The organism is Streptomyces solitudinis (assembly GCF_036323765.1).
In the GTDB taxonomy this organism is placed as follows: Bacteria; Actinomycetota; Actinomycetes; order Streptomycetales; family Streptomycetaceae; genus Streptomyces.
Window position 1 is genome coordinate 1 of record NZ_JAZDCW010000006.1, and the last position, 25,635, is coordinate 25,635.

Below are 25,635 nucleotides of genomic sequence, written 5' to 3' on the forward strand. Positions count from 1 at the left end.
TGTCGCTGCGCGGCCAGAGCGGCTCGCTGACAACCCGAAGAACTCTACGTACGGCTCCTGCCACTGTCAACTCGCGGGTGGAGGCGCCCGTCAGTCCAGGTGTGAGGCCACCCGGTCCAGGAGGCGGGTGAGGAGGTCGCCGAGGTGCGTGCGTTCGTCGGTGCTGAGGTCCTGGAGCAGGAACTCCTCGAACGCGGACGCCTGGCGCATCACCTGGAGCCACTTCTCCCGGCCCTCGTCGGTGAGCCCGATGATGACGCGGACCCGGTTCTCCTCGTCCCGTTCCCTCGTGACGAGGCCAGCTTCCACCATGCGGTCGACGCGGTGCGTCATGGCTGCCGGGGTGAGCCCGAGGTGCTTGGCGATGGTGCCCGGCCACAGCTGGTACGGCGTCCCCGCCATGACCAGTTCCTTGAGCACCTCCCACTCGGCCCCGCTGAGTCCGAGGGTGGCGAGCTGGCGCCCGTACGCCACGCTCATGCGCCGGTCCAGGCGGTTGAGCGCGTTGACCACCCGTTCCACCTGCGGGTCGAGATCGCGGTACTCGCGCTGGTAGATCGCGATCTGCTCGTCCAGGGACGGCTGTGGGTCGGCCATGGGCGGGAGTATGCCACGCAGCCGATTAGCTCTGAAGACTTGCCCTGTGTAGTCTTTAGCGTTGAAGTTTAGCTTCGAAGTCTTCACATCTGAGTTATCAGGGCTGTCGCCCTGCGACGACCGAGGAAGGTGAGTGTGACCACCGAGACCGGCGGGACCCTGCGGCGCATCCAGCTCGGCAACGCGCTGAGCGCGTTCGGCAGCGGCTTCACCGTGCCCTACCTGTTCCTCTACGTGGCCGACGTGCGCGGCCTCGGGGCGGGCACGGCCGGGGCCGTGCTGGCGGCGTTCGCCGCCGCCGCACTGCTCGTCCTGCCCCTGGTGGGGCGGGTCATCGACCGGCACGGGCCGATGCCCGTCGCCCTGGCCGGTGCGGCGGCCGCCGCCCTCGGCGCGCTCAGCCTGGGGCTGGCCGGGAACGCGCCGCACGTCCTGTGCTCCGCGGCCGTGATGGGCGCGGGCATCGCGGTACTGCAGCCGTCGCTGGCGACGATGATCGTCTGGTGCTCGACGACCGCGACCCGGTCCCGGGCCTTCGCCACGCAGTTCTTCCTGAACAACCTGGGCATGGGCGTCGGCGGGCTGCTGGGCGGCCAGATCGTCGACGAGCACGCGCCGTCCAGCTTCGCGGTGCTGTTCGCCGTCGAGGCCGTGATGTTCCTCGCGCTCGCGGCGGTCCTGCTCACCGTCCGGCTGCCCCGGTGCGCCGGTGCGGAGCAGCCCGGGCCCGCAGCCCCCTCGCGGCCCCGGGCCGACGGCGGCGGGCGGAGCCTGGCGTCGGACCGGTCGATGGTGATGCTGTGCGTCCTGGGCTTCGTGCTGTTCTTCGCGTGCTACGGCCAGTTCGAGTCGGGGCTCGCGGCGTACGGGGTCGAGGTGAGCGGCGTCTCGACGTCCACGCTGGGTTTCGCCCTGTTCGCCAACACGGCGGTGATCGTGCTCGCCCAGTTCGTGGTGCTGCGGCTGGTCGAGGGGCGGCGGCGCAGCCGGGTGATCGCGCTGGTCGGCCTGGTGTGGACGGCGGGGTGGCTGGCGGCCGGTGCGTCCGGGCTCGTCCCGCACGCGCAGGCGGTGGCCACGGCGCTCTTCGTCACGACGTACGCGCTGTTCGGCCTGGGCGAGGCGATGCTGTCACCGACCGTCGCCCCGCTGGTGGCGGATCTGGCGCCCGCGGGCATGGTCGGCCGGTACAACTCGGCCTTCGCCCTGGTGAAGCAGCTCGGAGTGGCCGTCGGCCCGGCGGTCGGGGGGCTGATGGCGGCCCAGGGCGCCTACGCGGCCTACGTCGTCCTGCTGGTGGTGTGCTCGCTCGGCATCACGGCGCTGGCGCTGCGGCTGGGCGGGCGGCTGTCGCCGGTCCAGGACAATCCGGCGCTGCGGCGCACGGCCCGCGCGGCGGAAGGCCCGGCGGCCGGACCGGCCGGAGTGCCGGATGGTGGGCCGGACGCCGGGCGGGTGACCGTCGCGGCGTGACCGGCCGCCGTCAGACGGGACCGGGGACGGGGCGGTGGCCCGGCAGGGCGAACTCGCACCAGACCGCCTTCCCCCCGCCCGGGGTGCGGCGGGAGCCCCAGGAGCTCGCGATGGTGGCCACGATGGAGATGCCGCGGCCCGACTCGTCCGCCGGTTCGGCCCTGCGCCGCCGCGGCAGGTGGTCGTCGCCGTCCGTGACCTCCACGATGAGCCGGCGGTCCGTGCGGCGCAGGCGCAGGCGCATCGGCGGCACGCCGTGCTGGAGCGAGTTGGCGACCAGCTCGCTGGCGGCGAGGACGCCGAGGTCGTGCAGCTCGCGCGGGAAGCGCCAGGACGTCAGGACCCCGGAGGCGAAGGCGCGGGCACGCGGCGCGGCCTCCACGCCGCCGAGCAGGTCGAGTGCCGCGTTGTGGAACAGCTCCGCGTCGGGCCCCTCGCGGCTCGGGTGCTGGAGGACGAGGAGGGCGACGTCGTCGTCGTGCTCGGCGGTGATGCCGAGGGCGCGCAGCAGCCGGTCGCACATGACGTCCGGCGAGCCGGTGGCTCCGGCGAAGGCGCGTGCGAGCGTGGCGACGCCCTCGTCGATGTCGGCGTCGCGGCGTTCGACGAGGCCGTCGGTGTAGAGGACGGCGGTCGAGCCCTCGGGGAAGGGGAGGGTGCCGGAGGTGTGCAGCCAGCCGCCGGTGCCCAGCGGCGGGCCCGTCGGCTCCTCGGCGCGGTGGACGGTGCCTTCGGCGTCCCGGACGAGGACGGGCAGGTGCCCGGCGGAGGCGTAGCTGAGGCGGCCCTCGCTCGGGTCGTGGACGGCGTAGACGCAGGTGGCGATCTGGCTGGCGTCGATCTCGGCGGCGAGCCCGTCCAGCAGTTGCAGCACCTCGTGCGGCGGCAGGTCGAGGCGGGCGTAGGCGCGGACGGCGGTGCGCAGCTGGCCCATGACGGCCGCGGCCCGCACACCGCGGCCCATCACGTCTCCGATGACGAGGGCGGTGCGGCCCGCGCCGAGGGTGATCACGTCGTACCAGTCGCCGCCGACGGCGGCCTCGGTGCCGCCGGGGCGGTAGGTGGCGGCCACCCGGAGGTCGTCCGGCTGTTCCAGCTCCTGCGGCAGCAGGCTGCGCTGGAGGGTGACGGCGGCCTCGCGCTGGCGGGCCTCACTGGCGCGGAGCCGTTCGGCGGCCTCGACCTGGTCGGTGACGTCGGCGGCGAAGACGAGCACGCCGCGCTCCTGCGGCGCCGTCCGGGCGGCCCGGACGGCGCCGCCGCGTGCGCCGGTGCCGCGCGCCGGGGCGGTGCGTCCGTCCGGCCCGCACGCGCCGGAGAGTTCGACCGGTGTGCAGGTGAACGTGTAGTAGCTGTGCCTGGTGCGTCCGGGGACGCGCCGTGCCTTGACGGTACGGGGCTTGCCGCTGCGCAGGACCTGGTCCATCAGCGGGAGCAGGCCCAGCTCGACCAGCTCGGGCAGTGACTCGCGGGCCGGGGTGCCGGTGCGGCGCGGGCCGAAGACGCCGGCGTACGCGGTGTTGACGTACGCGATGCGGTGTTCGGGGCCCTGCACGAGGGCGACGAGTGCGGGGACCTGGCCGAGCAGGTCGTCCACGGACAGGGCGTCGAGGCTGCGGACGGCCGCCGCCGGGTGCCCGGACGCGTCGGTGCCCGCCGCGTCGGTCAGCTCACCACGGGCAGGCGGCACCTCCCGGCCCCCGGCTCCGGTGGCGGGCACGGAGTCGGCGGACCGTCCGGCCCGCGCGACGGCGTTACGTCGCTGCGTGCCGGGCAGGCGGGCGCTCCAGCGCGTGAAGTTCACTGCGGTTCAGGTCCGGTTTCTGCTGGGTCGGGCAGGGTCTCGGCTCGCACGGCGCCGGTGGCGGACCGTTTCGGGCCGCTCGCGGGACCGGGCGCTTGGTCGGCGGTCGGGGTCGGGGGCGCGGGATCGGTGCTGCTGGTGCGGGGGCACTGGTGCCGGGGGCGCCGGCGCCGGGGTGCTGGAGTGCGGGTGTTGCTGTGCTGGTGCTGTGCTGCGTGCTGATGCTGTGCTGGCGTGCTGGCTCGGTACTGCTCCGGGGCGTGCTGCCGGTCGGCGTCGGCCGCGGGGCCGCGACGGTCCATGATGGCCCATGGGCGGTCACCCAGTGAGGCCGTTGACCCACCCATCGTCACATGCGCGGTGTGGCCGTCGGCGACGACACCGTCAGTGCTTGCCCTGGCGGTGACCGTCACCTGCGGCGATCTCGAACTCCGCCCGGGGGTGTTCCAGCGAGCCGAGGGAGACGATCTCCCTCTTGAAGAATCCGGCCAGGGTCCACTCGGCCAGGACACGGGCCTTGCGGTTGAACGTGGGCACGCGGCTGAGGTGGTAGACGCGGTGCATGAACCAGGCGGGGTAACCCTTGAGCCTGCGACCGTATACGCGGGCGACGCCCTTGTGGAGACCGAGTGAGGCGACGGAACCGGCGTAGGCGTGGCGGTACTCCGTCAGCGGTCGGCCGTGCAGGGTGGCGGCGACGTTGTCGGCGAGCACCCGGGCCTGGCGGACGGCGTGCTGGGCGTTGGGGGCGCATTCGGCGCCGGGCTCCTCGGCGGTGAGGTCCGGGACGGCGGCGGCGTCGCCCGCCGCCCAGGCGTGCTCGGCGTCCTCGATCCGCAGCGTCGCGGCGCAGCGCAGCCGTCCCCGCTCGTTCCTGGCCAGGTCGGTGGCGGCGAGGACGGGGTGGGGCTTGACCCCGGCCGTCCACACCAGGGTGCGGCACGGCAGGCGGGTGCCGTTGCTCAGCACGGCGACGCGGTTCTCGCAGCTCTCCAGGCGGGTGTCGAGGCGGACGTCGATGTTGCGGGCGCGCAGTTCCCGGACGGCGTACCCGCCCATCTCCTCGCCGACCTCGGGCAGGATGCGGCCGGTCGCCTCGACGAGTACCCACTTCATGTCCTGGGGCCGGAGGTTGTGGTAGTACCGGCAGGCGTAGCGGGCCATGTCCTCCAGCTCGGCCAGCGCCTCCACGCCCGCGTAGCCGCCGCCGACGAAGACGAAGGTGAGGGCGGCGTCGCGGATCTCGGGGTTGCGGGTGGAGGAGGCGATGTCGAGCTGTTCGAGCACGTGGTTGCGCAGTCCGATGGCCTCCTCGACGGTCTTGAAGCCGATGCCGAAGTCGGCGAGGCCCGGGATGGGGAGGGTGCGGGAGACGGAGCCGGGGGCGAGGACGAGTTCGTCGTACCGCATGTCGAGGGGCCCGCCGCGCTCGTCGGCGGTGGCGATGGTTTCGACCGTCGCGGTGCGCCGGGCGTGGTCGACGGACGTGGCCTCCCCGACGACGATGCGGCAGTGCGGCAGCACCCGGCGCAGCGGGACGACGACGTGGCGGGGCGAGATGGAGCCGGCGCCCGCCTCGGGGAGGAACGGCTGGTAGGTCATGTAGGGCTCGGGGCTGACGACGGTGATCTCCACTCCGCCGTGCCCTTCGCGCGCCGCCTTCAGCTCCTGCCTCAGTCTCTTCTGCAAGCGCAGCGCGGTGTACATGCCGACGTAGCCGCCGCCGACCACCAGAACGCGCACCGGTTCCTTCGTCACCTTGGGCCCCTGTCCATGCGTCACCCGTCCATGACGCACCCCCGGACACGGGTTTGTCCACAGGGCTGCCAAATCGTATGACCGGTCCAGGACAGGCATCCGTCCGCCCCGCTGAGGCGTCGCGGGTGAGAGAAGTGCAGGTCAGCGGGGCGGGAACGGGCGTGTGTGGGGGCGGCTGACCGGACCGGGGCGGGGGTACTCCGATCGGGCGGGGGTCGCCGCGAAGGGTGCTCTTCTCACGTGACCAGGGGTCAACTATGTTCGTAGACGGCTGGAGTGAGGCGGGGAGATGGCCGGAACTCCGGCGTCCACGAGGGGAGTCTCCGGGGGGAGACAGTCATGGCCGGGGGGAACACGTATGCGCATGCAGACCATTCACGGTACGCAGGATTCACATGCTGCCCAGGGGGCGACCGCCGTCGTCCCGGTCGGGGATGTGAGTGACGAGGGCTCGGGCGCGGGGATCGGCACAGAGGACTCCGGTCCGGCGCGGCCGGGCGGGGCGGGAACGGGCGGCGCCGGTCTGGCGGGGGGTCCGGCGGGGAGAGCGACGCCGCTGCGGGTCGATGCCCAGCGGAACCTGGAGCACGTGCTGCGTGCGGCCCGCGAGGTCTTCGGCGAGCTGGGGTACGGGGCTCCGATGGAGGACGTGGCACGCCGTGCCCGGGTGGGGGTGGGCACCGTGTACCGCCGCTTCCCCAGCAAGGACGTGCTGGTCAAGCGCATAGCACAGGAGGAGACGGCTCGCCTCACCGAGCAGGCCAGGACGGCCCTGCGGCAGGAGGACGAGCCGTGGTCGGCGCTGGAGCGTTTCCTGCGCACCTCGGTGGAGTCGGGAGCGGGACGGCTGCTGCCGCCGGAGATACTGCGCGCCGATGGCGGTCCGGGGGAAGCGGAGGCTGACGGGACGGCCGGGGCGGACGTGGACGCCGGGCTGCGGCGCGTGCCGCAGCAGCGCCGGCCCGGGCAGGCACTGGCGGAGGTGGCGGAGCCGGCGGGGTTCGCCGACGCCGCCGGGGGCGCGGCCGGTGGGGTGGCGGCCGGTGCGCCGGAACTGCGGCTGGTCGGAGGCGATGCGGCGTCCGGCGAGGTCATACCCGAGGGCGGGGCGTCCGGGGAACTGCTGACGGTCGTCGGTCAGCTCGTGGGCCGCGCGGGACGGGCCGGGGAACTGCGTGCCGACGTGACGGTCGCGGACGTGCTGCTCGTCATCGCCACGGCGGCGCCCTCGCTGCCGGACGCGAAGCAGCAGGAGCAGGCGTCGCAGCGCCTGCTGGAGATCCTGCTGGAAGGTCTGCGCTCGCGTCCGGGCGTCTGACGGCGGCGGACGGCCAGGGGCCTTTGGTGGCGCCCGTGCGCGCCCGGCAGGGCGGGGCCGTTCGCGTGGCCCCGGTAGCTCAGGTGTACGCATCTGGCCCGGTCGGGTGATTGCCCCGTACGGGCCGGGCACGGCGCACGCGGGCATGCCACGCTGACCCGGTGTCGCGTCGGGACCGGTCTACGGGGGCTGCCGCCATGGGCGTTGAGGGGCGCGGGGTGCCGCCTGGGGCTGACGGCCCCCGGGGGGAGGAAGTGCGCGCACCGGTGTCCGGGGGACCGGCGCCGGTGCCGCCGCTGCCGGGAGCCCGGGTGCCGGATCAGGGCGGGCCCGCCGCGCGGCGCGCGGTCCCGGGGGCGCGTGAGACGGTCCCGGAACAGCGCAGCGGCGGCGCCGGGCCGAGCGGCGGCCGGGAGGAGCGGCGCGCGGGAGGGGGCGCCGGGGAGCAGACCGGCGGGGACGAGGGCGGCGGGGAGCGCGTCAGCGACACGGAGCTGGTGTCCCGCATGCGCAGTGGGGACGCCGGGGCGTACGACGAGATCTTCCGCCGCCACGCCCCGGCCGTGCGCCGGTACGCCCGGAGCTGCTGCCGGGACGCGGACACCGCCGACGACCTCACCAACGAGGTCTTCGTCCGAACGCTCCAGGCGGTACAGAGCGGAAAGGGCCCGCAGACGGCGGTGCGGGCCTACCTGCTGACGTCGGTGCGGCACGCGGCGGCGGCCTGGGCCCGTACGGCACGGCGGGAACAGCTCGTCGACGACTTCGCGGCGTTCGCCGTCGCCGCGGCCGGGGGGCGGGAGGCGGCGGCCGAGGAGACGCTGGACTTCGGGGCCGAGGTGCGGGCCATACACGACGCCGAGCACTCCATGGTGGTGCGGGCCTTCCGCACACTGCCGGAACGCTGGCAGACGGTCCTGTGGCACACGGCGGTGGAGGAGGCGTCACCGCGGGAGGTGGCCCCGCTCCTGGGGCTGACGGCCAACGCGACGGCGGTGCTGGCGCACCGCGCCCGGGAGGGGCTGAAGCAGGCGTACCTCCAGGCCCATGTCAGCCGGTCGCTGACGGACGCCGACGGCTGTGCCCGTTACGCGGACCGGCTCGGCGCCTTCGCCCGGGGCGGTCTGCGGGCCCGGGCCGAGCGGGGGTTGCGCAAGCACCTGGAGCAGTGCGCCCGCTGCCGTACGGCGGCGTGGGAACTCCGCGACGTCAACGCTCGGCTGCGGGCGCTGCTGCCGACGGCGGTCATCGGGTGGGCCGCCGGGTCCTACGCGGCGAAGGGGGTCGCGGGGGCGGCCGGGGCGGCGGCGGGAGCGGCTGCCGGAGGGTCCGTCATCCCCGGCGGGTCCGGGCCGGGGGGTGCCGCTGCCGAAGGGCTCGGGGCGTCGGTGAAGGCCGGTGTGACGGTGAGCGCGGTGACCGCGGCGGCGGCCGCCCTCGCGCTGGCCCTGGCGTTGTCCGGGAGTTTGCAGGAGGAGGCGCCCGCCCCGCCGCAGGCCCGTCCCTCGGCGGCTCCCGGAGGCCCGGCGCCGTCGGAGCCGCCGGTGGCGGGCCCGGCGCGTCCGCAGCCGTCTGCCGGGTCTGACGTGCCCGCTCCGGAGCCCGGGCCCGGGCGGGAACCGGCCCCCTCGGCGCCGCCCGCGTCCGTCCCGCAGCCTGCGTCCAAACCACCGTCCGGGTCCGTGCCGCAGCCCGGGTCCGTGCCGTCGGCCACGACACCGCCGGTGCCGGGCCCGGCACCGGTCAGCCCCACGGCCGGGCCGGAACCGGCGCCGGACGTGCCCGAGCCGCCCGTCCCCCCGGCGCCGCCGCCGGCGCCCGGCGGGTACCGGGTGGCCGCACTGCCGTGGGACGTGCGGGGCGCGGGCGACGGTCCCGTCGTGCAGCTGGCCGGGAGCAGCCCGGTGTGGCAGCGCTCGGGGCTGCGGATCGGTGGCCGGACGTACGCGCACGGCATCACCGTCCAGGCGCCCTCGTCCGTGCGGATCGAGCTGAACCGTGAGTGCGTGGCGTACGAGGCGCTCGCCGGGGTGGACGACCTGACGCTCGGGCTCGGCGCGGTGCGGTTCGCGGTGTTCGGCGACGGGCGGCAGCTGTGGCGCTCCGGCGTGGTGCGCGGTGGGGAGCCGCCGGTGCCCGTGGCGGTACCGCTGACCGGGGTGCGGACGCTGCGGCTCGTGGTGGAGCCGCACACCGCCTTCGGCGCCGTGGCGCAGGCGGACTGGGCGGAGTCGGTGGTCCGCTGCCGCTGACCGGGCCACCGCCCCGCCCCGGGGCCGGGCGCCCCTGGGCCGGGCGGGTCCGGGCAAGGGGGGCCCGGACAGGTCAGGGCAGGTCGCCCGGGGCGCCCGGTCCGACCGCGACCGGACGGGGCGGCACCCCGCCGGAGACGGCACGGCTGCGCGGGGCGCAGGAACCCGTCCAGCTCGTGCCGCGCCGCTGGAACAGCCGGCGCAGCCACAGCTCGGTGGCGACCAGTTCGGCGATGCCGTCCAGCGGCAGCACGTCGCCCTGGACGGCGGAACTCAGCGCGCCCCGCACGACGCGCGCGTCCACCAGTCCGGCTTCGGCGAGCAGCGGGGCGGCGAAGAGTCCGGACAGTTCGTCGGCGTAGGTCCGCAGTCCGGCCCGGACGGCGGCGGTGTGGGCCGCGTGCGTGGTCGCGCCCCATCCGGGCGGCAGTGCGTGGATTCCGGCCCCGGCGAGCACGGTGCGCAGGACGGCGGCGCGGGCGCCGGGCCGTACCCGCAGGGCCTCCGGCAGCTCCCGGGCGGCCCGGACGACCTGGTTGTCCAGGAACGGGGCGTGCAGGCGCTGGCCCCGGACGGCGGCGGCCCGTTCGAGCACCCGGTAGTCGGCGGCCTGCCGGGCGAGGGCGGCGCGGGCCCGCTGGACGCCGGGGCGTTCTCCGTAGCCGGTGCCCGTCCGCAGCGCCGCGCTCTCCAGACGAACCGATACTTCGGCCAGCGCTTCCCCGGTCAGCCAGCGCGCGGCGGGGCCGGGGCGGCACCAGGCCAGGGCGGCGAGGGAGGCGTCCAGCGCGCCGTAGGGGTCCCCGCCCGTGCCCGGTGCGGTGAAGTCCCGCTCGCGCAGCCGCCGGGCGGCGGCTGCGACGCCGTCGCGCTGCGAGGTGCGGGCGAGCCGCCGGGCGGCGCGGTAGACGGCGAACGGCACGAGCACGGAGCGGCCGCGCGGGGCGTTCTCCGCCATGGCGAGCGCGGCGGCCGGACGCAGCAGGTGCCGCCTGCGGCGGTCGAGAAGCAGGTCGGCGAGGCGGGCCGGGTGGGCGTCCAGGACGTGCCGGGCGCCGTAGCCGGTGAGGTGGTCGGCGCTGCCCGCGGCGAGCCGCGCCCGGCTGCGGGCCACGGTGACGAGCGCGGGGCCCGGTTCGTCGGTGAGCGGCACGGCGTCCGGGTCGGCCAGTTCGGCGTAGGGCAGCGCCTCCTCCTCGGCGGCGACCACGACGTGCTGGAGCCGCGGGTCCTCGGCGACGGCGTGGGCGCGCTCCAGTTCCGCCTGCCGGTCCGCGTCCGCCGCGGTGGCCAGGTCGTTGAGGGTGACGGCGAGGAGGCGCTGGCCCGCGGCCGTTCCGGGGGCGCCGACGATGGTGCCGGGCACGCCGGGCAGCCCGGCGGCGAGCAGGGCGAGGGTGGCGGAGGCGGCGCCTCCGGAGAGGTCGGCGCCCACGCCGGGCGCCGGGCTGCCACGCCGTCCCCGTCGCGCGTCGGGCCCCATGCCCGGGACGGGTCCGGGGTCGCGTCCGTCGGCTCCGTAGCCGGGGCCGTCCGGGTGGCCGCCGCCCGCGGGGTGGCCGGTGCCGTCGCCCGAGGGGCCGCCGTACGCGCCGTAGCCCCCGTTCGCGCCGTGTCCGTACGCGTCGCGCCCGTACGCGTCGCGCCCGTCGTACGTGCCGTGCCCCTCGTCGGCGCCGTACTCCCCGGCCTGTCCGGGCACGAACACGGTCCCGTCCCGGCCGTACCCGCCGTCGTGGCCGTACCCGCCGTCCCGGCCGTACCCGCCGTGCCCGCCGTCTCCGGCGCCGTGCGGCACGCCGGGTCCGTACGCGGCGGACGGGTCCGGTTCCGGCATGTGGCGCGGGGCGGCGAGCCGTACCCGCACCGCGTCGAGGAGGGCGTCGCGCACTCCGGCCACGGCGGTGTCGGCGTCCGCCGGGAGGGCGGCGACGACGGTGGGCGCGGTCGGTTCGTAGCTGGCGATCTCGCGGGAGCCGCCCTCGCGCAGGATCAGGGCGTGTCCGGGCGGGACCCGGTGGACGCCGGTGTAGGGGGTGCTGTCGCCCAGGGCCTCGGGTGCCTCGGGCGCGGCGAGCAGAGCGCCGAGGTGGCCGACGTCGAGCTGGGCCTCGACGAGGTCCGCGAGGGTGAGGGCCGCCGTGGCGTAGGCGGTGCCCCCGGCGAAGGGGGTGTGGAAGACGGGCCGGGCACCGGCCAGGTCGGTGGTGACGGCGACGCGGCGGCCGACGCGGGCGACGGCGGTGTACGAGCCGGGCCAGGCCGTCAGGTGGCGCAGGGCGCCGCCGCGGGCGGCGGACAGGCCGACGCGGAGCTGTTCGTCGCTGGCTCCGCAGCAGCCGAACACGGCGAGGCGGGCCTCGGGGCCGGCGTCCACGACGCGGATCTCGTCGGGCCGCCAGTCGCCGACGGCCCACAGCGGATCGGGGTCGCTCCACAGCGCCTGCCCGCCCACGGGGTGCAGGGTGCGGCCGGACAGGCCGCCGGGAAACCGCGCCCGGCCCGCCGCGGTGCTGCTCCACCCCACCAACCACCGCATCGCCGCCGCCTTCCGCCCTCGGGCCCGCCCTGGGCCGGGCGTCGCTCACCGGGCTCGTGCCCGTCCTGGGGTGGGAGATCCGCGCCCGTGCGCCCGTGGGTCCGTGTCCGAACCCGCGGGGATCGTGCCCGCCCCCCGGGGTCCGCGTCCGCAGCCCGGGGGACCGTCCGGTCCCCCGGGGATACGGCAGCGCCCTGGGGCCGCGTGCCGGTCCGCGCGGGTGCGTGCTCGCCGCTCCTCGCCCGTCACTCCCGTTTCGGCAATCGCCTGGCCCCATGCTGCCACGTGCGGGCCGCGCGGGCGGTGTGCGGGGCACGGGGGCGTGGGCGTGTTCGTGCGTGAGTGATCCCGCACCGCGCGGCGTTCAAACAGCGAAATCCGGCCAACTTGCCTACATCGAAAGACACTTGGCGGCGGACGGACCGGCGGAGCCGACGGCGTGCGTGCCGGCTACACGCACCGCGGCGGGGACAGCCCGGGCGGCGGCGCTCCCCTGCGCCCAGGAGCGCGTGGAGGTCCGGGAGGCACGGACTCCTCCCGGACCTGTCCGCCGCCCGCGGGGATTGGGGCGGCGGCATTCCCCCAGCCCACTGGTTCGCGTGCAGCGGGCCGACCCACGCGAGTCCCATCGAAACGCCTCCGCCACGCACCGCACAGAGCGCACGGACGGGCGCACGGCCACACGGCCGGGGCACGTGCGGTGCGGGCGCGGCGGCACCGCCCCACGTCCCCCCGCGCAACGGGCAATATCACGAACGCACTCGTGTACGGGGAGGAATCCCGCCAACCGGGAAGCGGGCCCTTAACGGTCAGGATGCGGCGAACTACTCTGGGTTCACGAATGCCCCGAGCATGTTCCGGGTGCGGCGGGGCGGGCGTCGGTTGTGTCAGGGGTGCCATGTCCAGGGAGCCACGCGGACCGAACGAGAAGCTCGGGACCGTTCTCGCCCTCGCGGGAATCAGCAACGCGGGGCTCGCCCGCCGGGTCAACGACCTGGGAGCGCAGCGCGGTTTGTCACTTCGGTACGACAAGACGTCGGTGGCGCGGTGGGTGTCGAAGGGCATGGTGCCGCAGGGCGCGGCGCCGCATCTGATCGCGGCCGCGATCGGCAGCAAGCTGGGACGCCCCGTGCCGCTGCACGAGATCGGCCTCGCGGACGCCGATCCGGCGCCCGAGATCGGCTTGTCCTTCCCGCGCGATGTGGGTGCGGCTGTGAAGTCCGCAACGGATCTCTACCGGCTGGATCTCGCCGGTCGCCGTGGGAACGGCAGCGTGTGGCAGTCCCTGGCGGGCTCCTTCGCGGTGAGCGCCTATGCAACGCCCGCCTCCCGCTGGCTGATCAGTCCGGCCGACAGCTCGGTCGCCAGGGACGTCCGCGCCGACGCGCAGGGCACCCGGGTCTACGGACTGTCCGCGTCCGCACCCGTGCGGGTCGGCCACAGCGACGTCGCCAAGCTCCGCGAGGCCGCCGAGGAGTCCCGGCGCTGGGATTCCAAGTACGGCGGCGGTGACTGGCGTTCGTCCATGGTGCCGGAGTGCCTGCGCGTGGACGCCACCCCGCTGCTGCTCGGCGCGTACTCGGACGAGGTCGGGCGCGCCCTCTTCGGCGCGACGGCCGAACTGACCCGGCTCGCCGGGTGGATGGCGTTCGACACCGGCCAGCAGGAAGCCGCCCAGCGCTACTACATCCAGGCCCTCCGGCTGGCCCGCGCCGCGGCCGACGTGCCGCTGGGCGGCTACGTGCTGGCGTCCATGTCGCTCCAGGCCACCTACCGCGGCTTCGCCGACGAGGGCGTGGACCTCGCGCAGGCGGCCCTCGAACGGAACCGCTCGGTGGCCACGGCCCGCGTCATGAGCTTCTTCCACCTCGTGGAGGCCCGCGCGCACGCCAAGGCCGACGACGCACCGGCCTGCGGGGCGGCGCTCGCGGCGGCCGAGAGCTGGCTGGAGCGCTCCCGGGACGGTGACGCGGACCCGTCCTGGCTCGACTTCTACTCCTACGACCGCCTCGCCGCCGACGCCGCCGAGTGCTACCGGGACCTGCGCGCCCCGCGCCAGGTGCGCCGCTTCACCGAGCAGGCGCTGTCCAGGCCCACCGAGGAGTTCGTGCGCTCGCACGGGCTGCGGCTGCTCGTCTCGGCGGTGGCCGAGCTGGAGTCGGGCAACCTGGACGCGGCGTGCGCCGTCGGGACGCGGGCGGTGGAGGTGGCGGGCCGCATATCGTCCGCCCGCACCACCGAGTACGTCCGCGACCTGCTGCACCGCATGGAACCGTACGGGGACAACCCGCGCGTGGTGGAGTTCCGCGAGCGCGCCCGCCCGTTACTGGCGGCACCCGCGTGAGGCACGGCGGGCCGGACGGCCACCGCACGGCACCGGCACAACCGGCCCTGGCCCTGGCACCAGCACCAGCACCGGACACCCGGCGGGTGAGGTGCGCCGCTGTGCGATGTCAGTGCCGCCACCCATGATGGACGGTGTGGTGCCCTCGAACGACGGCCGGACGGCCCCTTCCTCCCCGCCCAGCCCCGGCGGCCCAGGCGGGCCGCGCCCGCCGTACGACTGCGACGTGCTGGTGGTCGGCGGCGGGATCGTCGGCCTGTCCACGGCGTACGCGCTCACCCGCGCCCGTCCCGGCACCCGGGTCGTGGTGCTGGAGAAGGAAGCGGGCGTGGCCCGGCACCAGACGGGGCGCAACAGCGGTGTCATCCACAGCGGGATCTACTACCGGCCGGGTTCGCTGAAGGCCCGTCTCGCGGCCCAGGGCGCGGCGGAGACGGTGAAGTTCTGCGCCGAGCACGGCATCGCGCACGAGGTGACGGGGAAGCTCATCGTCGCCACCGAGCGCTCGGAGCTGCCCCGGCTGCACGCCCTGGCCCAGCGCGGCCGGCACAACGGCATTCCGCTGCGCGAGCTCGGCCCCGCCCAGCTCGCCGCCCTGGAGCCGCACGTGGCGGGCCAAGCGGCGATCCACGTGGCGACGACCGGCGTCTGCGACTACTCCGCCGTCACCCGCACGCTCGCCCGGCTCGCCTGCGACGCCGGCGCGCGGGTGCTGTGCGGCGAGCGCGTCACCGCCGTCGACCGCAGGGCGGGGCGGGGCGTCGCCGTCCGCACCGGCACCGGCACCGTCCTGCGCGCCCGCGCCCTGGTCAACTGCGCGGGCCTGCGCTCCGACGAGGTGGCCCGGCTCGCCGGGGACGAGCCGCCGGCCCGGATCGTCCCCTTCCGCGGGGAGTACTACACGCTGGCCCCGCACCGCGCGCACCTGGTGCGGGGCCTGGTGTACCCGGTGCCGGAGCCCGCCTTCCCCTTCCTCGGCGTCCACCTGACCCGCGGCATCGACGGCAGCGTGCACATCGGCCCCAACGCCGTCCCCGCGGCGGCCCGCGAGGGCTACGGCTGGCGGACGGTGCGCCCCCGGGAGCTGTCCGCCACCCTGGCCTGGCCCGGTGCGTGGCGCATCGCCGGCCGGCACTGGCGGTACGGCGCGGGCGAGCTGCACCGCTCGGTGTCGAAGCGGGCGTTCACCGACGCCGTCCGCCGGCTGCTGCCCGCCGTCACCCCAAGGGACCTGCGGCCGGCCCCGGCCGGGGTGCGGGCCCAGGCGGTGCTGCGCGACGGGACGCTGGTGGACGACTTCCTCATCACCGAGGCGCCGCACACCGTGCACGTGCTGAACGCGCCCTCCCCCGCCGCCACGGCCGCCCTGCCCATCGGCCGGGAGATCGCCGGACGCGTCCTGGCCGGCCTCGGCCGGTAACATCGCGGCACTGTGTCCGAGAACGTGCCCGGGGAGCGCCCGGCCTCCCCTCCCCCGTCCCCGCCCGACGGCCCCCGGCGGCCGATGTTCCCGCCAGGCGCCGGGCCGGCGGCCGACCCGGCCGGCTCCCACCACGACCGGCGCATCCGCAGCTTCCAGCCCCGCCGCAGCCGGGTCACCCAGGCGCAGCGCGACGCCCTGGAGCGGCTGTGGCCCGCCTGGGGCCTGGACGTGGACGGCCTGCGCGTCCTGGACCTGCCCGCCCTGTTCGACACCCTCCCCCCGGACGCCCCGGTGGTGCTGGAGGTCGGGTTCGGCATGGGCGAGGCGACGGCGCGGATGGCCGCGGCCGAACCGGGCACCGCGCTCCTCGCCGTGGACGTCCACACCCCCGGCCAGGGCAACCTGCTGCGGCTGGCGGAACAGCACGGCCTCACCAACGTGCGCGTCGCCAACGGGGACGCGGTCATCCTCCTGGAGAAGATGCTCCCCGCGGCGTCCCTGGCCGGGCTGCGCCTCTACTTCCCCGACCCCTGGCCGAAGAAGCGGCACCACAAGCGCCGCATCCTCCAGCCGGCCTTCCTCGACCTGGCCGCCGTCCCGCTCGCCCCGGGCGCCCTGGTGCACTGCGCCACGGACTGGGAGCCCTACGCCGAGCAGATGCTCGCCGTCCTCACCGCCCACCCGGCGTTCGAGAACACCCAGCCGGACGGCGGCTTCGCGCCCCGGCCCGCCGTGCGGCCGCTGACCCGCTTCGAGGGGCAGGGCCTGGACAAGGGCCACACCGTGCGCGACCTGCTCTTCCGCCGAGTCGCCGGCTGAGGGCGGCGGAAATCGCCCTTCCGCGTCCGCCGTGGTGAATTAGGGTTCAACGAGTGCGCCCACAAGCCCCCGGGGAGGTCCCCGCGCTCCCACCGACGGCCCCCGCCGCGCCACCGGCCCCGGCCGGGTCACCGGCACCCCCCGCGATGCCGGTGCCGCCCGCGGAGTGGCGCTACGCGCCGCGCCGGGCGCCGTGGTGGCACAGCCGCACCCTGCGGGCCGTCGCCATCGGCATCCTGCTCGCGCTGTGCGGCCTGACGATCCTGGCGATCGTCCGCGAGCAGACCGGCACCGAGGGCTTCCTCATCGGCCTCGCCCTGTCCGTCCTGCCCGTGCCGCTCCTCATCGCCGCGTTCCGCTGGGTGGACAGCGTCGAACCGTCCCCGTGGCGGGCCATCGCCTTCGCGTTCGCCTGGGGGGCGTGCGCGGCGACCCTGGTGGCGGTCATCGCCAACGGCTTCACGGCGGAGTGGCTGGTCACGAGCGTCGTCGCGAACGGCGACATCGACCTGGTGGGCGCCACCTTCGTCGCCCCCGTCGTCGAGGAGCTGGCGAAGGCGGCCGCCGTGCTGCTCCTGTTCCTCCACCGCCGCCGCTTCTTCAGCGGCGTGGTGGACGGCATCGTCACCGCGGGCGTCACCGCCGCGGGCTTCGCGTTCACCGAGAACATCCTCTACCTGGGCACCGCCTACGCCGACGACCAGATCCTGTCCGACGGCGTCGCCACGACCGCCCAGACGTTCTTCGCGCGGATCGTGATGTCGCCGTTCGCGCACCCGCTGTTCACCGCGCTGACGGGCATCGGCTTCGGCATCGCCGCCGCGCTCCCACCGCGCCGCCGGGTCCTGCGCGTCGCCCTGCCCCTGCTCGGCCTGCTCACGTCCATGGTGCTGCACGCCCTGTGGAACGGGTCGGCCTCCCAGCGGGGCCTGCACTTCCTGCTCGTCTACGCCCTGTTCATGGTCCCCGTGCTGGCCACCCTGATCTGGCTGGCGGTGTGGTCCCGCCAGAAGGAGCTGCGCACGGTCCGCGACACCCTGCACGCGTACGCCGCGCAGGGCTGGATCAACGCCGCCGAGCCCTGGACGCTCGGCTCCATGCACGCCCGCTCCCAGGCCCGCGCCCTCGCCCGCCGCACCCACGGCAAACCCGGCGCCCAGGCCGTCTCCGAGTACCACGCGGCGGCCACGTCCCTGGCCCTGCTGCGGGCCCGCGCCGAACGCGGCGCACCTGCTCCGGACTTCGCGGCCCGCGAGCAGGAACTGCTCTACCACCTGCTGACCCGCCGCCCCCTGGCCAGCCCGCCCACCACCGCCGCCACCCCCCACCGCCCCCACCCGCACTACCCCTATCCGTTTCCCGCACAGCATCCGGGTGTCCGGCGCTAGCCTGCCGGACCCTCCGCCGAGAGCTGTCCGGCCTGCCGGATCTGCCGCAGCGCTGCTTCGAGATGGTCCCGGGACGGCAGGTGGACCCTGCCGTACGTGGTGGCGGCGCCCAGCTCGATGGGGAGGAAGTGCAGCGCGGGACGGACGTCGGCCAGCAGCTGTTCGGTCCTGACCTTCCGTCCCTCCCGGTCACCCCGACGGAACTCCGCGTTGCCGACGCGCAGGCTGAGCACCGTCCTGCCCGCCCACGCGTCTGCCCGGAAGAGAGCGTCGGCCACCGGATGCACTTCCAGACCGATGCCCCTCGACCGCAGCGACACGACGGTGTAGACCTCCCGCAGGAAACCGTAGTAGGCGTTCCCCACGCGCCAGCGCATCGCAGCACGAGCCTGGTCGCGCGGCACCCCCTTAAGCTGCTCCGCCTCAAGCTTGTGCTTGGCCGGGTCTCCCAGCATCCGCCGCCCCAGCTCGTCTTCCAAGGCGAAGTCCCGGAACTGTCCGTACGTCGGGAGCCTTCCGGTCCGTTCCATGCAGACGTGGAAGGTGTGGGCGAAGGCGAACGCCGGGTGCCAGTCGACAATGCCCCTGACGCTCTCACCCGCGCTGCGCTGGACTGTCCCCAGCGCGTGCTCTGTCCGTTCGCACACCCGTGTGACGTCTTCAGGCGTCAGCGTGTAGACGACCTGTGACCGGTGCCGCCGCAGCACGGGTACGACATCGCGCCGTCTTTCGTCCCGGAGCCACGAGTCATAGGTGTCCCGCGTGCTCCCAGCCGTGCAGAACCGCTGAAGCACCGCCTCTAAGTCAGTCACACGCTCCCCCTTGGGGTAACCACTGCTTCATCCGGTGTCACGGGCAGGCTACGAACCGGCTCTGACACCGGACACCGGACTCCCCCACGCCGTACCAGCACCAGCGGCTACCGTCGGACTGGCCCACGGGCGAGCCGGGGCGCGCAGGGGGAAGTGAGGGTTCTGATGGCGGAGGACGGCTCCGAGGACGCCACCTTGTTCACCACCGACGCCACCGCGGCTGCCAGGATCGCCGCAGGACAGCTGCCTGACCCGGAGCTGGCGGCTGTCGAGACACAGCTGCGTCAGCTCGATCCGGAGGGGACCAGGTTCGGCGCCGTCCTGAGGGACACCATCGACCAGCTGCTCAACGGGGAGGTCACAGGGCGCTACGACTGGAAGACCCTGTACAAGACCGAGAAGACGCATGCCGGAACGCTCGTGGAGATCAACGTGCAGCGGGAGTTCGGATTCGCTGACGGCGCTCTCATGGACTACCGGATCGCCGGTGTCGAGGTGGACTGCAAGTACTCCCAGCAGTTCGGCGGCTGGATGATCCCGCCCGAGGCGGTCGGCCACGTCTGCCTGCTGCTGTGGGCGGATGACTACAAGAGCCGCTGGAGCGCCGGCCTGCTGCGGATACGACGGGAGTGGCTGAACCACGGCAACAACCGGGACCTCAAGCTGACGGTGAAAGCGGCCCACCGGAGCGAGATCCGGTGGCTCTGGAAGGACTCCGAGCTGCCGCAGAACGTGCTCCTGCACATGGATCCGGGTGACCGGTCCGCCGTCTTCGCCCCGTCCTCAGGCCAGGCTCGTGTCAATGAGCTGTTCCGCAGGGCACAGAACCGCCGGATAGGCCGCAACGTCGTCCGGACGGTCGCCCAGCAGAAGGACTACATGAAGCGTGTGCGTGGCAACGGCGGAGCCCGGACGGCCCTGCGCCAGGAGGGCATTCTGATCTTCGGAGACTACGCGAGTCACCGGGACGCCGCCGCAGCGCTCAACATCGCCGTACCGCGCGAAGGCGAGTTCGTCAGCGTGCGGGTCGTGCAAGCAGCGCAGGAGCAGCGGAACCAGCCCCACGTCACGCTGGACGGACGATCCTGGGTGCGCGCGGAGCCGGACGCCCCGGTGGAGCGGGCGCCCGAGCTGCCCAAGCACACGCGGTGAGAGCGACACGCCAAGTGGGGCATCGGTTATCCTCCAGCACCATGTCAGCACCCTTCGCCACGGCACACCTCGGACAGCGCAAGCCCGGCGGAGAAGCGTCAGTGGACGCACTGACGGGCAGGAACGCGGAACACCCCATCGTCTGGGCCGGGGGCGCCGGACAGCAGCGCCTCCTTCCCCATGACGGGCTGGCTGCCCCGCTGGTGAAGTGGTGACCATGGCGGGGACGGGAACCACTGATGGGGCAGCCGCCGGCTGGGAGCCGCCCGAGGGCTCCTGGGCGTCCTCCGCCGCGCGGCGGAGGAACATGCAGGCCATCCGCAGCCGGGACACCAGACCGGAAAAGGTGATCCGGCAGCTCGTGCACGCGCACGGCCTGCGCTACCGCGTGGCGGCCCGGCCGCTGCCCGGCGTCCGGAGGACCGCGGACCTCGTGTTCCGTCCGGCCAGAGTCGCCGTCTTCGTCGACGGTTGCTACTGGCACGGCTGCCCCGAGCACTACGTCGCCCCGAGGACGAACCCGGGGTACTGGTCGGAGAAGATCACGAAGAACGTGGCACGCGACCGGGACACCGACCAGCGGCTCACTCAGGCGGGCTGGACCGTGCTGAGGTTCTGGGAGCACGAGTCACCGGACGACTGTGCTCTCCAGATCGTGCACACGGTCACCGAATCGCGCGCCCAGCGTCGTCCCGGGAATGTCGAATAGCGTGCAGTGCTCCTCGGGGTGCGGCGGGAGCTCCAGCGTACTGGGGGTGTGCGTCCCCTTCTCCAGCGCCAGGGCGATCTGCTGTCCGATCGCTCTTGCGACGGGGGGCGGAAAGGCGTTTCCGACCTGACGGTAAGCAGCGGTCTTGCGGCCGGAGAACTTCCAGTCGGCGGGGAAGCCCTGCACGAGTGCGGCTTGCGACACAGTGAGCTTGGGGCCGATGGGCACGCCTTCGCGGTCCCTGGCATACAGGTCCCGCTCCGGGTCCTTCATCTCGTGTGGCTCGTTGGCGACCCCCATGGCGTCCACACCGAGTTTCCGCCACGCTGACTTCGCACGTGTCGGCCCCAGGTCCGCGCCGCCGTGTTTCTTCGACCCGCCGACCAGAGTCGGAGCAATGCCGCCCCGTGCCTTGGCGGACCAGCGGTCGTACGCCTTCCGCCCCTCGGGAGAGTCACCGAAGCGCCGCTTCATCGACTCGTGGAGAGCGTCGTACACCGTGACCATCTCGACGTCCCCCGGGTCGGGCCAGGAGAAGTGCCCGGCGAACTCAGGACGCATCGCGACGAGGATGGCGCGGGGCCTGAGCTGCGGAACGCCGTAGTCACAGGCTTCGATCACCTCCCACCCGCAGATCACGTACCCGGCCTCGGTGAGCCTGCGCCGGATGACCTCGTCCCGGTACCTGCGGAACTTGTCGGGAGGCTGAAGAAGTCCGCGCACATTCTCGATCATCACGGCTCTGGGCTTGAGGTAGTCCACGAGGTCGAGCATGACGGGGAAGAGGTCTCGCTCGTCGTTCTCCCCCAGTTGCAGGCCAGCCGAGGAGAACGGGGGGCAGGGCACCCCGCCAGCGAGCAGGCCCAGTTCTCCCTCCTTGAGGCCGAGCACAGCAGGGTCGAACTGGTTGAGATCCTCCTGGAGGATCTCGCAGTCCCCCCAGCCGGCTTCCTCGGTCACGTTGAGCCTCAGCGTGTCACACGCGCTGCCGTCGATCTCGATCAGTGCGAGGTGCTGGAATCCTGCCTGGTGCAGCCCTACGGCCTGCCCTCCGGCACCGGCACAGATCTCCACTGAGGTCAGCGTTGAGTCCGTGCTGCTCATGCACCCTCCTTGCGGGTTTTGCCAGCGGACGCCGGTCTACGTCCACAGTTACAGAGGGTGACACCGGCCACTGACACTGCTGTGGTCCCTCGTGTCCACCGTCGCCTCATGCAGCGCTTTCAGCCCCCTGTGGCTTAGCACGGAAGTCTCTCCCGAGTGCGTCGGCCGCCCTCGGAACGCGGTCAGTGACCGCGGCGCTGTCCACCTGTGAGGCTACTCGGCGAGAAGGCGTGCCCGGGGCCGGGGGCGGGGAAGACCGGGGCGCCGCGCGGACTCCACGGCTGCCGGCGGTCGGCTCCTCGTCTCACGTCTCCCGGCGCGGCGGGCGTCCGAGGTGGGGCGCGTTCCGGGTGGGGGCGGGGCGTCGGGTGGTGGCGTGAGCGCGGGGCGGGGGCGGGCAGGCCGACGGCCCTGGTGTCGGGGGGTGGGTCACCAGGGCCGCCGGGGTCGGTGACCGGCCGGGCAGCGTCCCCGGCCGGTCGGCGTCAGATGTTCTGGCCCTTGGACCGCAGCCAGGTGAGCGGGTCGACCGGGTCGCCGCCGCCGGGGCGGACCTCCATGTGGAGGTGCGGCCCGGAGGAGTTGCCGGTGGAGCCGACGCGTCCGATGACGTCGCCGGTGGTGACCTGGCCGCTGGTGCGCGTCATCGAGGACAGGTGGCAGTACCAGACCTCGGTGCCGTCCGCCAGCTCCAGCACGATGCGGTAGCCGTAGGAGCCGGCCCAGCCCGCCTCCTTGATGGTGCCGGTGTGGACGGCCTTCAGCGGGGTGCCGGTGGGCGCGGCGAAGTCCTGGCCGGTGTGGTTGCTGGCCCACATCGCACCGGAGTCGCCGAAGCTGGACGTCAGCTGGTAGCCGCTGAGCGGGAGGGTGTAGCTGGCGGCGAGCTTGCGCAGCCGCTCCTCCTCCGCCTTGCGCTGGCGCTCCTCCTCCAGCTTGCGCTGGCGCTCCTCCTCCGCCTTCCGCTCGGCCTCGGCCGTTTCGGCGGCGGCGTCGGCGGCCTCGGACGCGGCGGCGGCCTCCGCGGCCTCGCGCACCTCGCGCTCGGCGGCGGACTGCTGGTGGTCGGCCTGCTGGAGGATGCGGGCGCGCAGCGCCTCACCGGCGTCGGTCTGCCCGGCGGCGGTGTCCTCGGCGGTCAGCGCGGCCTGGGTGAGCGGCGCGGCGACGGGCTCGGGGGCGGCCTCGGCGGCCTCACCGAGCAGGGCCTCGGCGACGGGTATGTCCCCGGCGAGGGTGGCCAGGTCCGGCACGGACAGCGGGGCCTTCGTCTTGGCCTGCGCGGTGGCCATGCCACCCGCGCCGATCGCGGCGACCATGCCGACGCCGAGGACGGCGCCGCTGCGTGCCATGCCGGAGCGCTGCTTGGCCACGCGGTGGCGTCCGCGCACGGGGCGCACGGTCTCTTCGGTGGGGTTCCACTCGTTCCACGTGTCCCCGGCGGACGGCCCGTAGACCTCGTACTGGGCGTGCGGAACCTCGGGGGCAGACCTGCTCGACGCCACGGAGGCGTTCTCCTTTCCTTCCTTCTCGCCTACCGGGTTAGCTGACGGGTTCGGAGCAGGAAGGTCTCCTACGGGCCCGGAGGCCCGATTCACCCCAAGGAAGTGGTTCCCCGGTTCCTTCGGTGCGTTGGTGCAGTTGTGGTGCAGCTGTGTTTGCCCGTTGACGCACCGTCAGGATTCGGCCAAGGCGCACGGTGCCGCCATGGTGGCGGCGGTGACGACCGCGCTGCGTTATCGAACGTTAATAGACGACGGGCTCATATTCCAAGCCCTGACGGGAACAAGACCCCGCCGCCACCAGGATGTTCGCCGCACGCGAGGACGAACCCGGGCATTCGGCCCGAGGAAAGGGTTGCCCTTCCGGGCCAGATCGTGGCCAAGTTGTCATCTGAGGCGTTCCGCGTCGTCACGGAAGGTGACGGCTAGCAGGGCCAGGTCGTCGGTCGGCCCGTCCTCCGTGTAGGCGGCCAGGTCCGCCAGCAGCGCGTCCAGCAGCTTCTCCGGGCCGGAACCCGACCAGCCGCCTACCCGGAGCCGCCGGGGCAGGTCGTAGAAGACGCCGCGCGGATCGCGGGCCTCCGTGAGCCCGTCGGTGTGGATGAGCAGCGTGGCGTCGTGCGGGAAGACGGTCTCGTGCGCCACGGCGTCCTCACCGTCCCGTGCGGGCAGGTCGGCGAGCCCCAGCGGCAGCGCCGGGCACGGCGGCTCCAGCAGGCGGACGCCGCCGTCCGCTGTGAGCAGCACCGGCGGCGGGTGGCCCCGGTTGACCAGGCGGAGCCGACCGTCGTCCGACACCTCGGCGAGCACGGCGGTGGTGAACCCCTCGCGTTCGTCGAGCGTGCCCTCCCGGCGGCGTCCCTCCCGTTCCAGGGCACGGTCCAGCCGGACGGCGACCGCCTCCAGGGAGGGCTCCCGTTCGGCGGCCTCGCGGAAGGCGCCGAGCACGATGGCGACGGCGCTGACCGCGTCCAGGCCCTTGCCGCGCACGTCACCCACGAGCAGCCGTACGCCGTGCGGGGTGTCCTGCACCGCGTAGAGGTCGCCGCCGATGCTGGCCTCGGTGTGGGCGGCCTGGTAGCGGGCGGCGATCTCCAGCGGGCCGAGCCGCCGCTCGGGCGGTGGCAGCAGCGCGACCTGGGCGGCCTCGGCGACGTCGCGGGCGGAGGCCAGTTGCGCCGCGCCCCGGCGCACGACACGGTTCAGTCCCACGGCCAGGAGGGCCACGGTGGCGACGGTGGTCGCCCGGAGCACCCCCTCGAACAGGGCGAGGCTCTCGCGCACGTGGACGAGCCAGATGAACGTCGCGGAGGCGAGCAGCCCGGTGAGGGCCGTGGCCCGGGTGGAGTAGAGCGGGGCCGCGACCAGCGGTGCGGCGGCGAAGGCGGCCCCGAAGACGATGTCGGCCGGATAGACGTACTGCGAGACGGTGGCGGCGGCCAGCAGGGCGGGGGGCAGCAGCAGGGCGATCCGCCGGGCGGCGCCGGGCTCCTCCAGCCCGCCGGACGCCCGTCCGCCGGGCGTGTGCGCGGGACCGGACGCCCGCGCGGGACCGGACGCACCCGGCGGGCGGGCGCCCGCCGTCTCCCGGGGCGCCGCCCGCGTCCGCCACCGTGCTCGCCTGCCCACGCGTCCACTGTGGCCGCCCTGCCGCGCACCGGGCGACCCGGGCCGGGCCATTCGGCGCAAGGCCCCCGCGCGCCCGGCAGCCGCCCGCGCGGGGGCGGGACGCGCGCAGGCCCGGAGCCGGGTGGCTCCGGGCCTGCGCGACGGCGGGCTGGGGCGGCGGCCGCCGGCCCGCCCCGCCGTGGGACGGACGCCGTGGGACGGGGCGGGCCGTGCGCCTGACGGCGACCGCGGACGGTCAGCGGCGGGCGTGGCGGCCGCGGCCGCGCGGCGCGGGCGACGGCGCCGGGGCGGCCGGACGGCCTGCGGCCGGGCCGTCGGCCTCGGACAGCGCCTCGACGACCTCCTGGGCCGCGTTGCGCTTGCCCTCCCGCCGGGCCCGCCAGAACTCGATGATGATGGGGACGACGGACAGGAACACGATGCCGATCAGGATCGGCTCGATGTTGTCGCGGACGAAGGCGATCTGGCCCAGCAGCGCGCCGAGCAGCGTCACGCCCGCGCCCCACAGCACGCCGCCGATGATGTTGTAGGTGACGAACGTGCGGTACGTCATGTTGCTGACGCCCGCGATGATCGGGGTGAACGTCCGCACGATGGGCACGAAGCGGGCGAGGACGAGCGACTTCGGGCCGTGCTTCTCGAAGAACTCGTGCGCCTTGGCGACGTTCTCCTGTTTGAAGAATCGGGAGTCGGGCCGCCGGAACAGCGCGGGGCCGACCTTCCGCCCGAACAGGTAACCGACCTGGTCGCCCGCCACGGCGGCGATCACGATCAGGACGCACACGAGCCACAGCGGGTAGTGCAGGTACTGGTCGGTGGCGACGAGCAGGCCGGTGGTGAACAGGAGGGAGTCGCCGGGCAGGAAGAACCCGATCAGCAGGCCGGACTCCGCGAAGACGATGGCGAGGATGCCCAGCAGGCCGAACGTGGCGATCAGGTAGTCGGGGTCGAGCCAGCTCGGTCCGAGCGCGAGTGGAGTCACTGATCAGTTTCCTCGGTCAGAGCGCGCGTA

The 25,635-nt window shown here is 74.5% G+C and carries 19 protein-coding genes and 1 riboswitch; of the genes, 10 read left to right on the forward strand and 9 right to left on the reverse strand.

Translation table 11 applies throughout. The features are described from left to right. Positions 1 to 90: 90 nt before the first annotated feature. Positions 91 to 597, reverse strand: a complete 507-nt coding sequence (locus V1J52_RS16480) for a MarR family winged helix-turn-helix transcriptional regulator (protein WP_330140599.1) — start codon at positions 595 to 597, stop codon at positions 91 to 93. A 135-nt stretch (positions 598 to 732) separates the two neighbouring features. On the opposite strand from V1J52_RS16480, the gene V1J52_RS16485 reads away from it, so the two are divergent. Further along, positions 733 to 2,070 carry an MFS transporter gene (locus tag V1J52_RS16485; protein ID WP_330140600.1) on the forward strand — a complete coding sequence of 446 codons (1,338 nt, stop codon included), beginning with the start codon at positions 733 to 735 and terminating at the stop codon, positions 2,068 to 2,070. A 10-nt stretch (positions 2,071 to 2,080) separates the two neighbouring features. Here the strand turns inward: V1J52_RS16485 and V1J52_RS16490 are convergent, their stop codons facing one another. Both V1J52_RS16490 and V1J52_RS16495 read right to left on the reverse strand, forming a co-directional pair. Then, positions 2,081 to 3,874, reverse strand: coding sequence for an ATP-binding SpoIIE family protein phosphatase (locus tag V1J52_RS16490; protein WP_330140601.1), 1,794 nt, complete (start codon positions 3,872 to 3,874; stop codon positions 2,081 to 2,083). A gap of 384 nt (positions 3,875 to 4,258) precedes the next feature. Next, a complete protein-coding gene (locus tag V1J52_RS16495) occupies positions 4,259 to 5,581 on the reverse strand; it encodes an NAD(P)/FAD-dependent oxidoreductase (RefSeq protein ID WP_330140990.1) in 1,323 nt (440 codons plus the stop codon). A 409-nt stretch (positions 5,582 to 5,990) separates the two neighbouring features. On the opposite strand from V1J52_RS16495, the gene V1J52_RS16500 reads away from it, so the two are divergent. Together V1J52_RS16500 and V1J52_RS16505 are read left to right on the forward strand one after the other, a co-directional pair. Then, positions 5,991 to 6,950: a TetR/AcrR family transcriptional regulator gene (locus V1J52_RS16500; protein WP_443075846.1), complete on the forward strand. Its 960-nt coding sequence runs from the start codon at positions 5,991 to 5,993 to the stop codon at positions 6,948 to 6,950. Positions 6,951 to 7,147: 197 nt separating this feature from the next. Continuing rightward, a complete protein-coding gene (locus V1J52_RS16505) occupies positions 7,148 to 9,202 on the forward strand; it encodes a sigma-70 family RNA polymerase sigma factor (protein WP_443075847.1) in 2,055 nt (684 codons plus the stop codon). 73 nt (positions 9,203 to 9,275) lie between these two features. On the opposite strand, the gene V1J52_RS16510 is transcribed toward V1J52_RS16505, so the two are convergent. After that, on the reverse strand, positions 9,276 to 11,741 hold the full coding sequence (locus V1J52_RS16510) for an asparagine synthase-related protein (RefSeq protein ID WP_330140604.1): 2,466 nt from the start codon (positions 11,739 to 11,741) through the stop codon (positions 9,276 to 9,278). Between the two features lie 898 nt (positions 11,742 to 12,639). Between V1J52_RS16510 and V1J52_RS16515 the strand changes: the two genes are divergently transcribed. From V1J52_RS16515 to V1J52_RS16530, 4 genes are all read left to right on the forward strand, one after another. Continuing rightward, complete coding sequence (locus V1J52_RS16515) at positions 12,640 to 14,085, forward strand: NsdA family TPR-like regulatory protein (protein WP_330140605.1); 1,446 nt, start codon at positions 12,640 to 12,642, stop codon at positions 14,083 to 14,085. 106 nt (positions 14,086 to 14,191) lie between these two features. Next, complete coding sequence (gene lhgD, locus V1J52_RS16520; protein ID WP_330140606.1) at positions 14,192 to 15,505, forward strand: L-2-hydroxyglutarate dehydrogenase; 1,314 nt, start codon at positions 14,192 to 14,194, stop codon at positions 15,503 to 15,505. Positions 15,506 to 15,589: 84 nt separating this feature from the next. Next, a complete protein-coding gene (trmB, locus tag V1J52_RS16525) occupies positions 15,590 to 16,327 on the forward strand; it encodes a tRNA (guanosine(46)-N7)-methyltransferase TrmB (protein WP_443075862.1) in 738 nt (245 codons plus the stop codon). 146 nt (positions 16,328 to 16,473) lie between these two features. After that, positions 16,474 to 17,715, forward strand: a complete 1,242-nt coding sequence (locus tag V1J52_RS16530) for a PrsW family intramembrane metalloprotease (RefSeq protein WP_330140608.1) — start codon at positions 16,474 to 16,476, stop codon at positions 17,713 to 17,715. Here V1J52_RS16530 and V1J52_RS16535 read toward each other — a convergent pair. Beyond that, on the reverse strand, positions 17,712 to 18,362 hold the full coding sequence (locus tag V1J52_RS16535; RefSeq protein WP_330140609.1) for a hypothetical protein: 651 nt from the start codon (positions 18,360 to 18,362) through the stop codon (positions 17,712 to 17,714). The genes V1J52_RS16530 and V1J52_RS16535 overlap by 4 nt on opposite strands. Positions 18,363 to 18,692: 330 nt before the next feature. Between V1J52_RS16535 and V1J52_RS16540 the strand changes: the two genes are divergently transcribed. Genes V1J52_RS16540 through V1J52_RS16550 form a run of 3 tightly spaced genes read left to right on the forward strand, consistent with a single transcriptional unit; the run spans position 18,693 to position 20,388 of the window. Further along, positions 18,693 to 19,679 carry a NaeI family type II restriction endonuclease gene (locus V1J52_RS16540; RefSeq protein ID WP_330140610.1) on the forward strand — a complete coding sequence of 329 codons (987 nt, stop codon included), beginning with the start codon at positions 18,693 to 18,695 and terminating at the stop codon, positions 19,677 to 19,679. Between the two features lie 41 nt (positions 19,680 to 19,720). Further along, a complete protein-coding gene (locus V1J52_RS16545) occupies positions 19,721 to 19,894 on the forward strand; it encodes a hypothetical protein (RefSeq protein ID WP_330140611.1) in 174 nt (57 codons plus the stop codon). A gap of 2 nt (positions 19,895 to 19,896) precedes the next feature. Beyond that, a complete protein-coding gene (locus V1J52_RS16550; protein ID WP_330140613.1) occupies positions 19,897 to 20,388 on the forward strand; it encodes a very short patch repair endonuclease in 492 nt (163 codons plus the stop codon). Here V1J52_RS16550 and V1J52_RS16555 read toward each other — a convergent pair. From V1J52_RS16555 to V1J52_RS16570, 4 genes are all read right to left on the reverse strand, one after another. Next, positions 20,308 to 21,492 (reverse strand): DNA cytosine methyltransferase, encoded by a 1,185-nt coding sequence (locus V1J52_RS16555; RefSeq protein ID WP_330140614.1) that lies wholly within the window; start codon positions 21,490 to 21,492, stop codon positions 20,308 to 20,310. The two genes, V1J52_RS16550 and V1J52_RS16555, sit on opposite strands and share 81 nt — an antisense overlap. 485 nt (positions 21,493 to 21,977) lie before the next feature. Further along, positions 21,978 to 22,997, reverse strand: coding sequence for a M23 family metallopeptidase (locus tag V1J52_RS16560; RefSeq protein WP_330140615.1), 1,020 nt, complete (start codon positions 22,995 to 22,997; stop codon positions 21,978 to 21,980). Positions 22,998 to 23,008: 11 nt separating this feature from the next. Then, a riboswitch (cyclic di-AMP (ydaO/yuaA leader) is annotated at positions 23,009 to 23,140 on the reverse strand. 241 nt (positions 23,141 to 23,381) lie between these two features. Further along, complete coding sequence (locus V1J52_RS16565) at positions 23,382 to 24,623, reverse strand: PP2C family protein-serine/threonine phosphatase (protein WP_330140616.1); 1,242 nt, start codon at positions 24,621 to 24,623, stop codon at positions 23,382 to 23,384. 235 nt (positions 24,624 to 24,858) lie between these two features. Next, on the reverse strand, positions 24,859 to 25,605 hold the full coding sequence (locus V1J52_RS16570; protein ID WP_330140617.1) for a DedA family protein: 747 nt from the start codon (positions 25,603 to 25,605) through the stop codon (positions 24,859 to 24,861). Between the last annotated feature and the right edge of the window lie 30 nt (positions 25,606 to 25,635).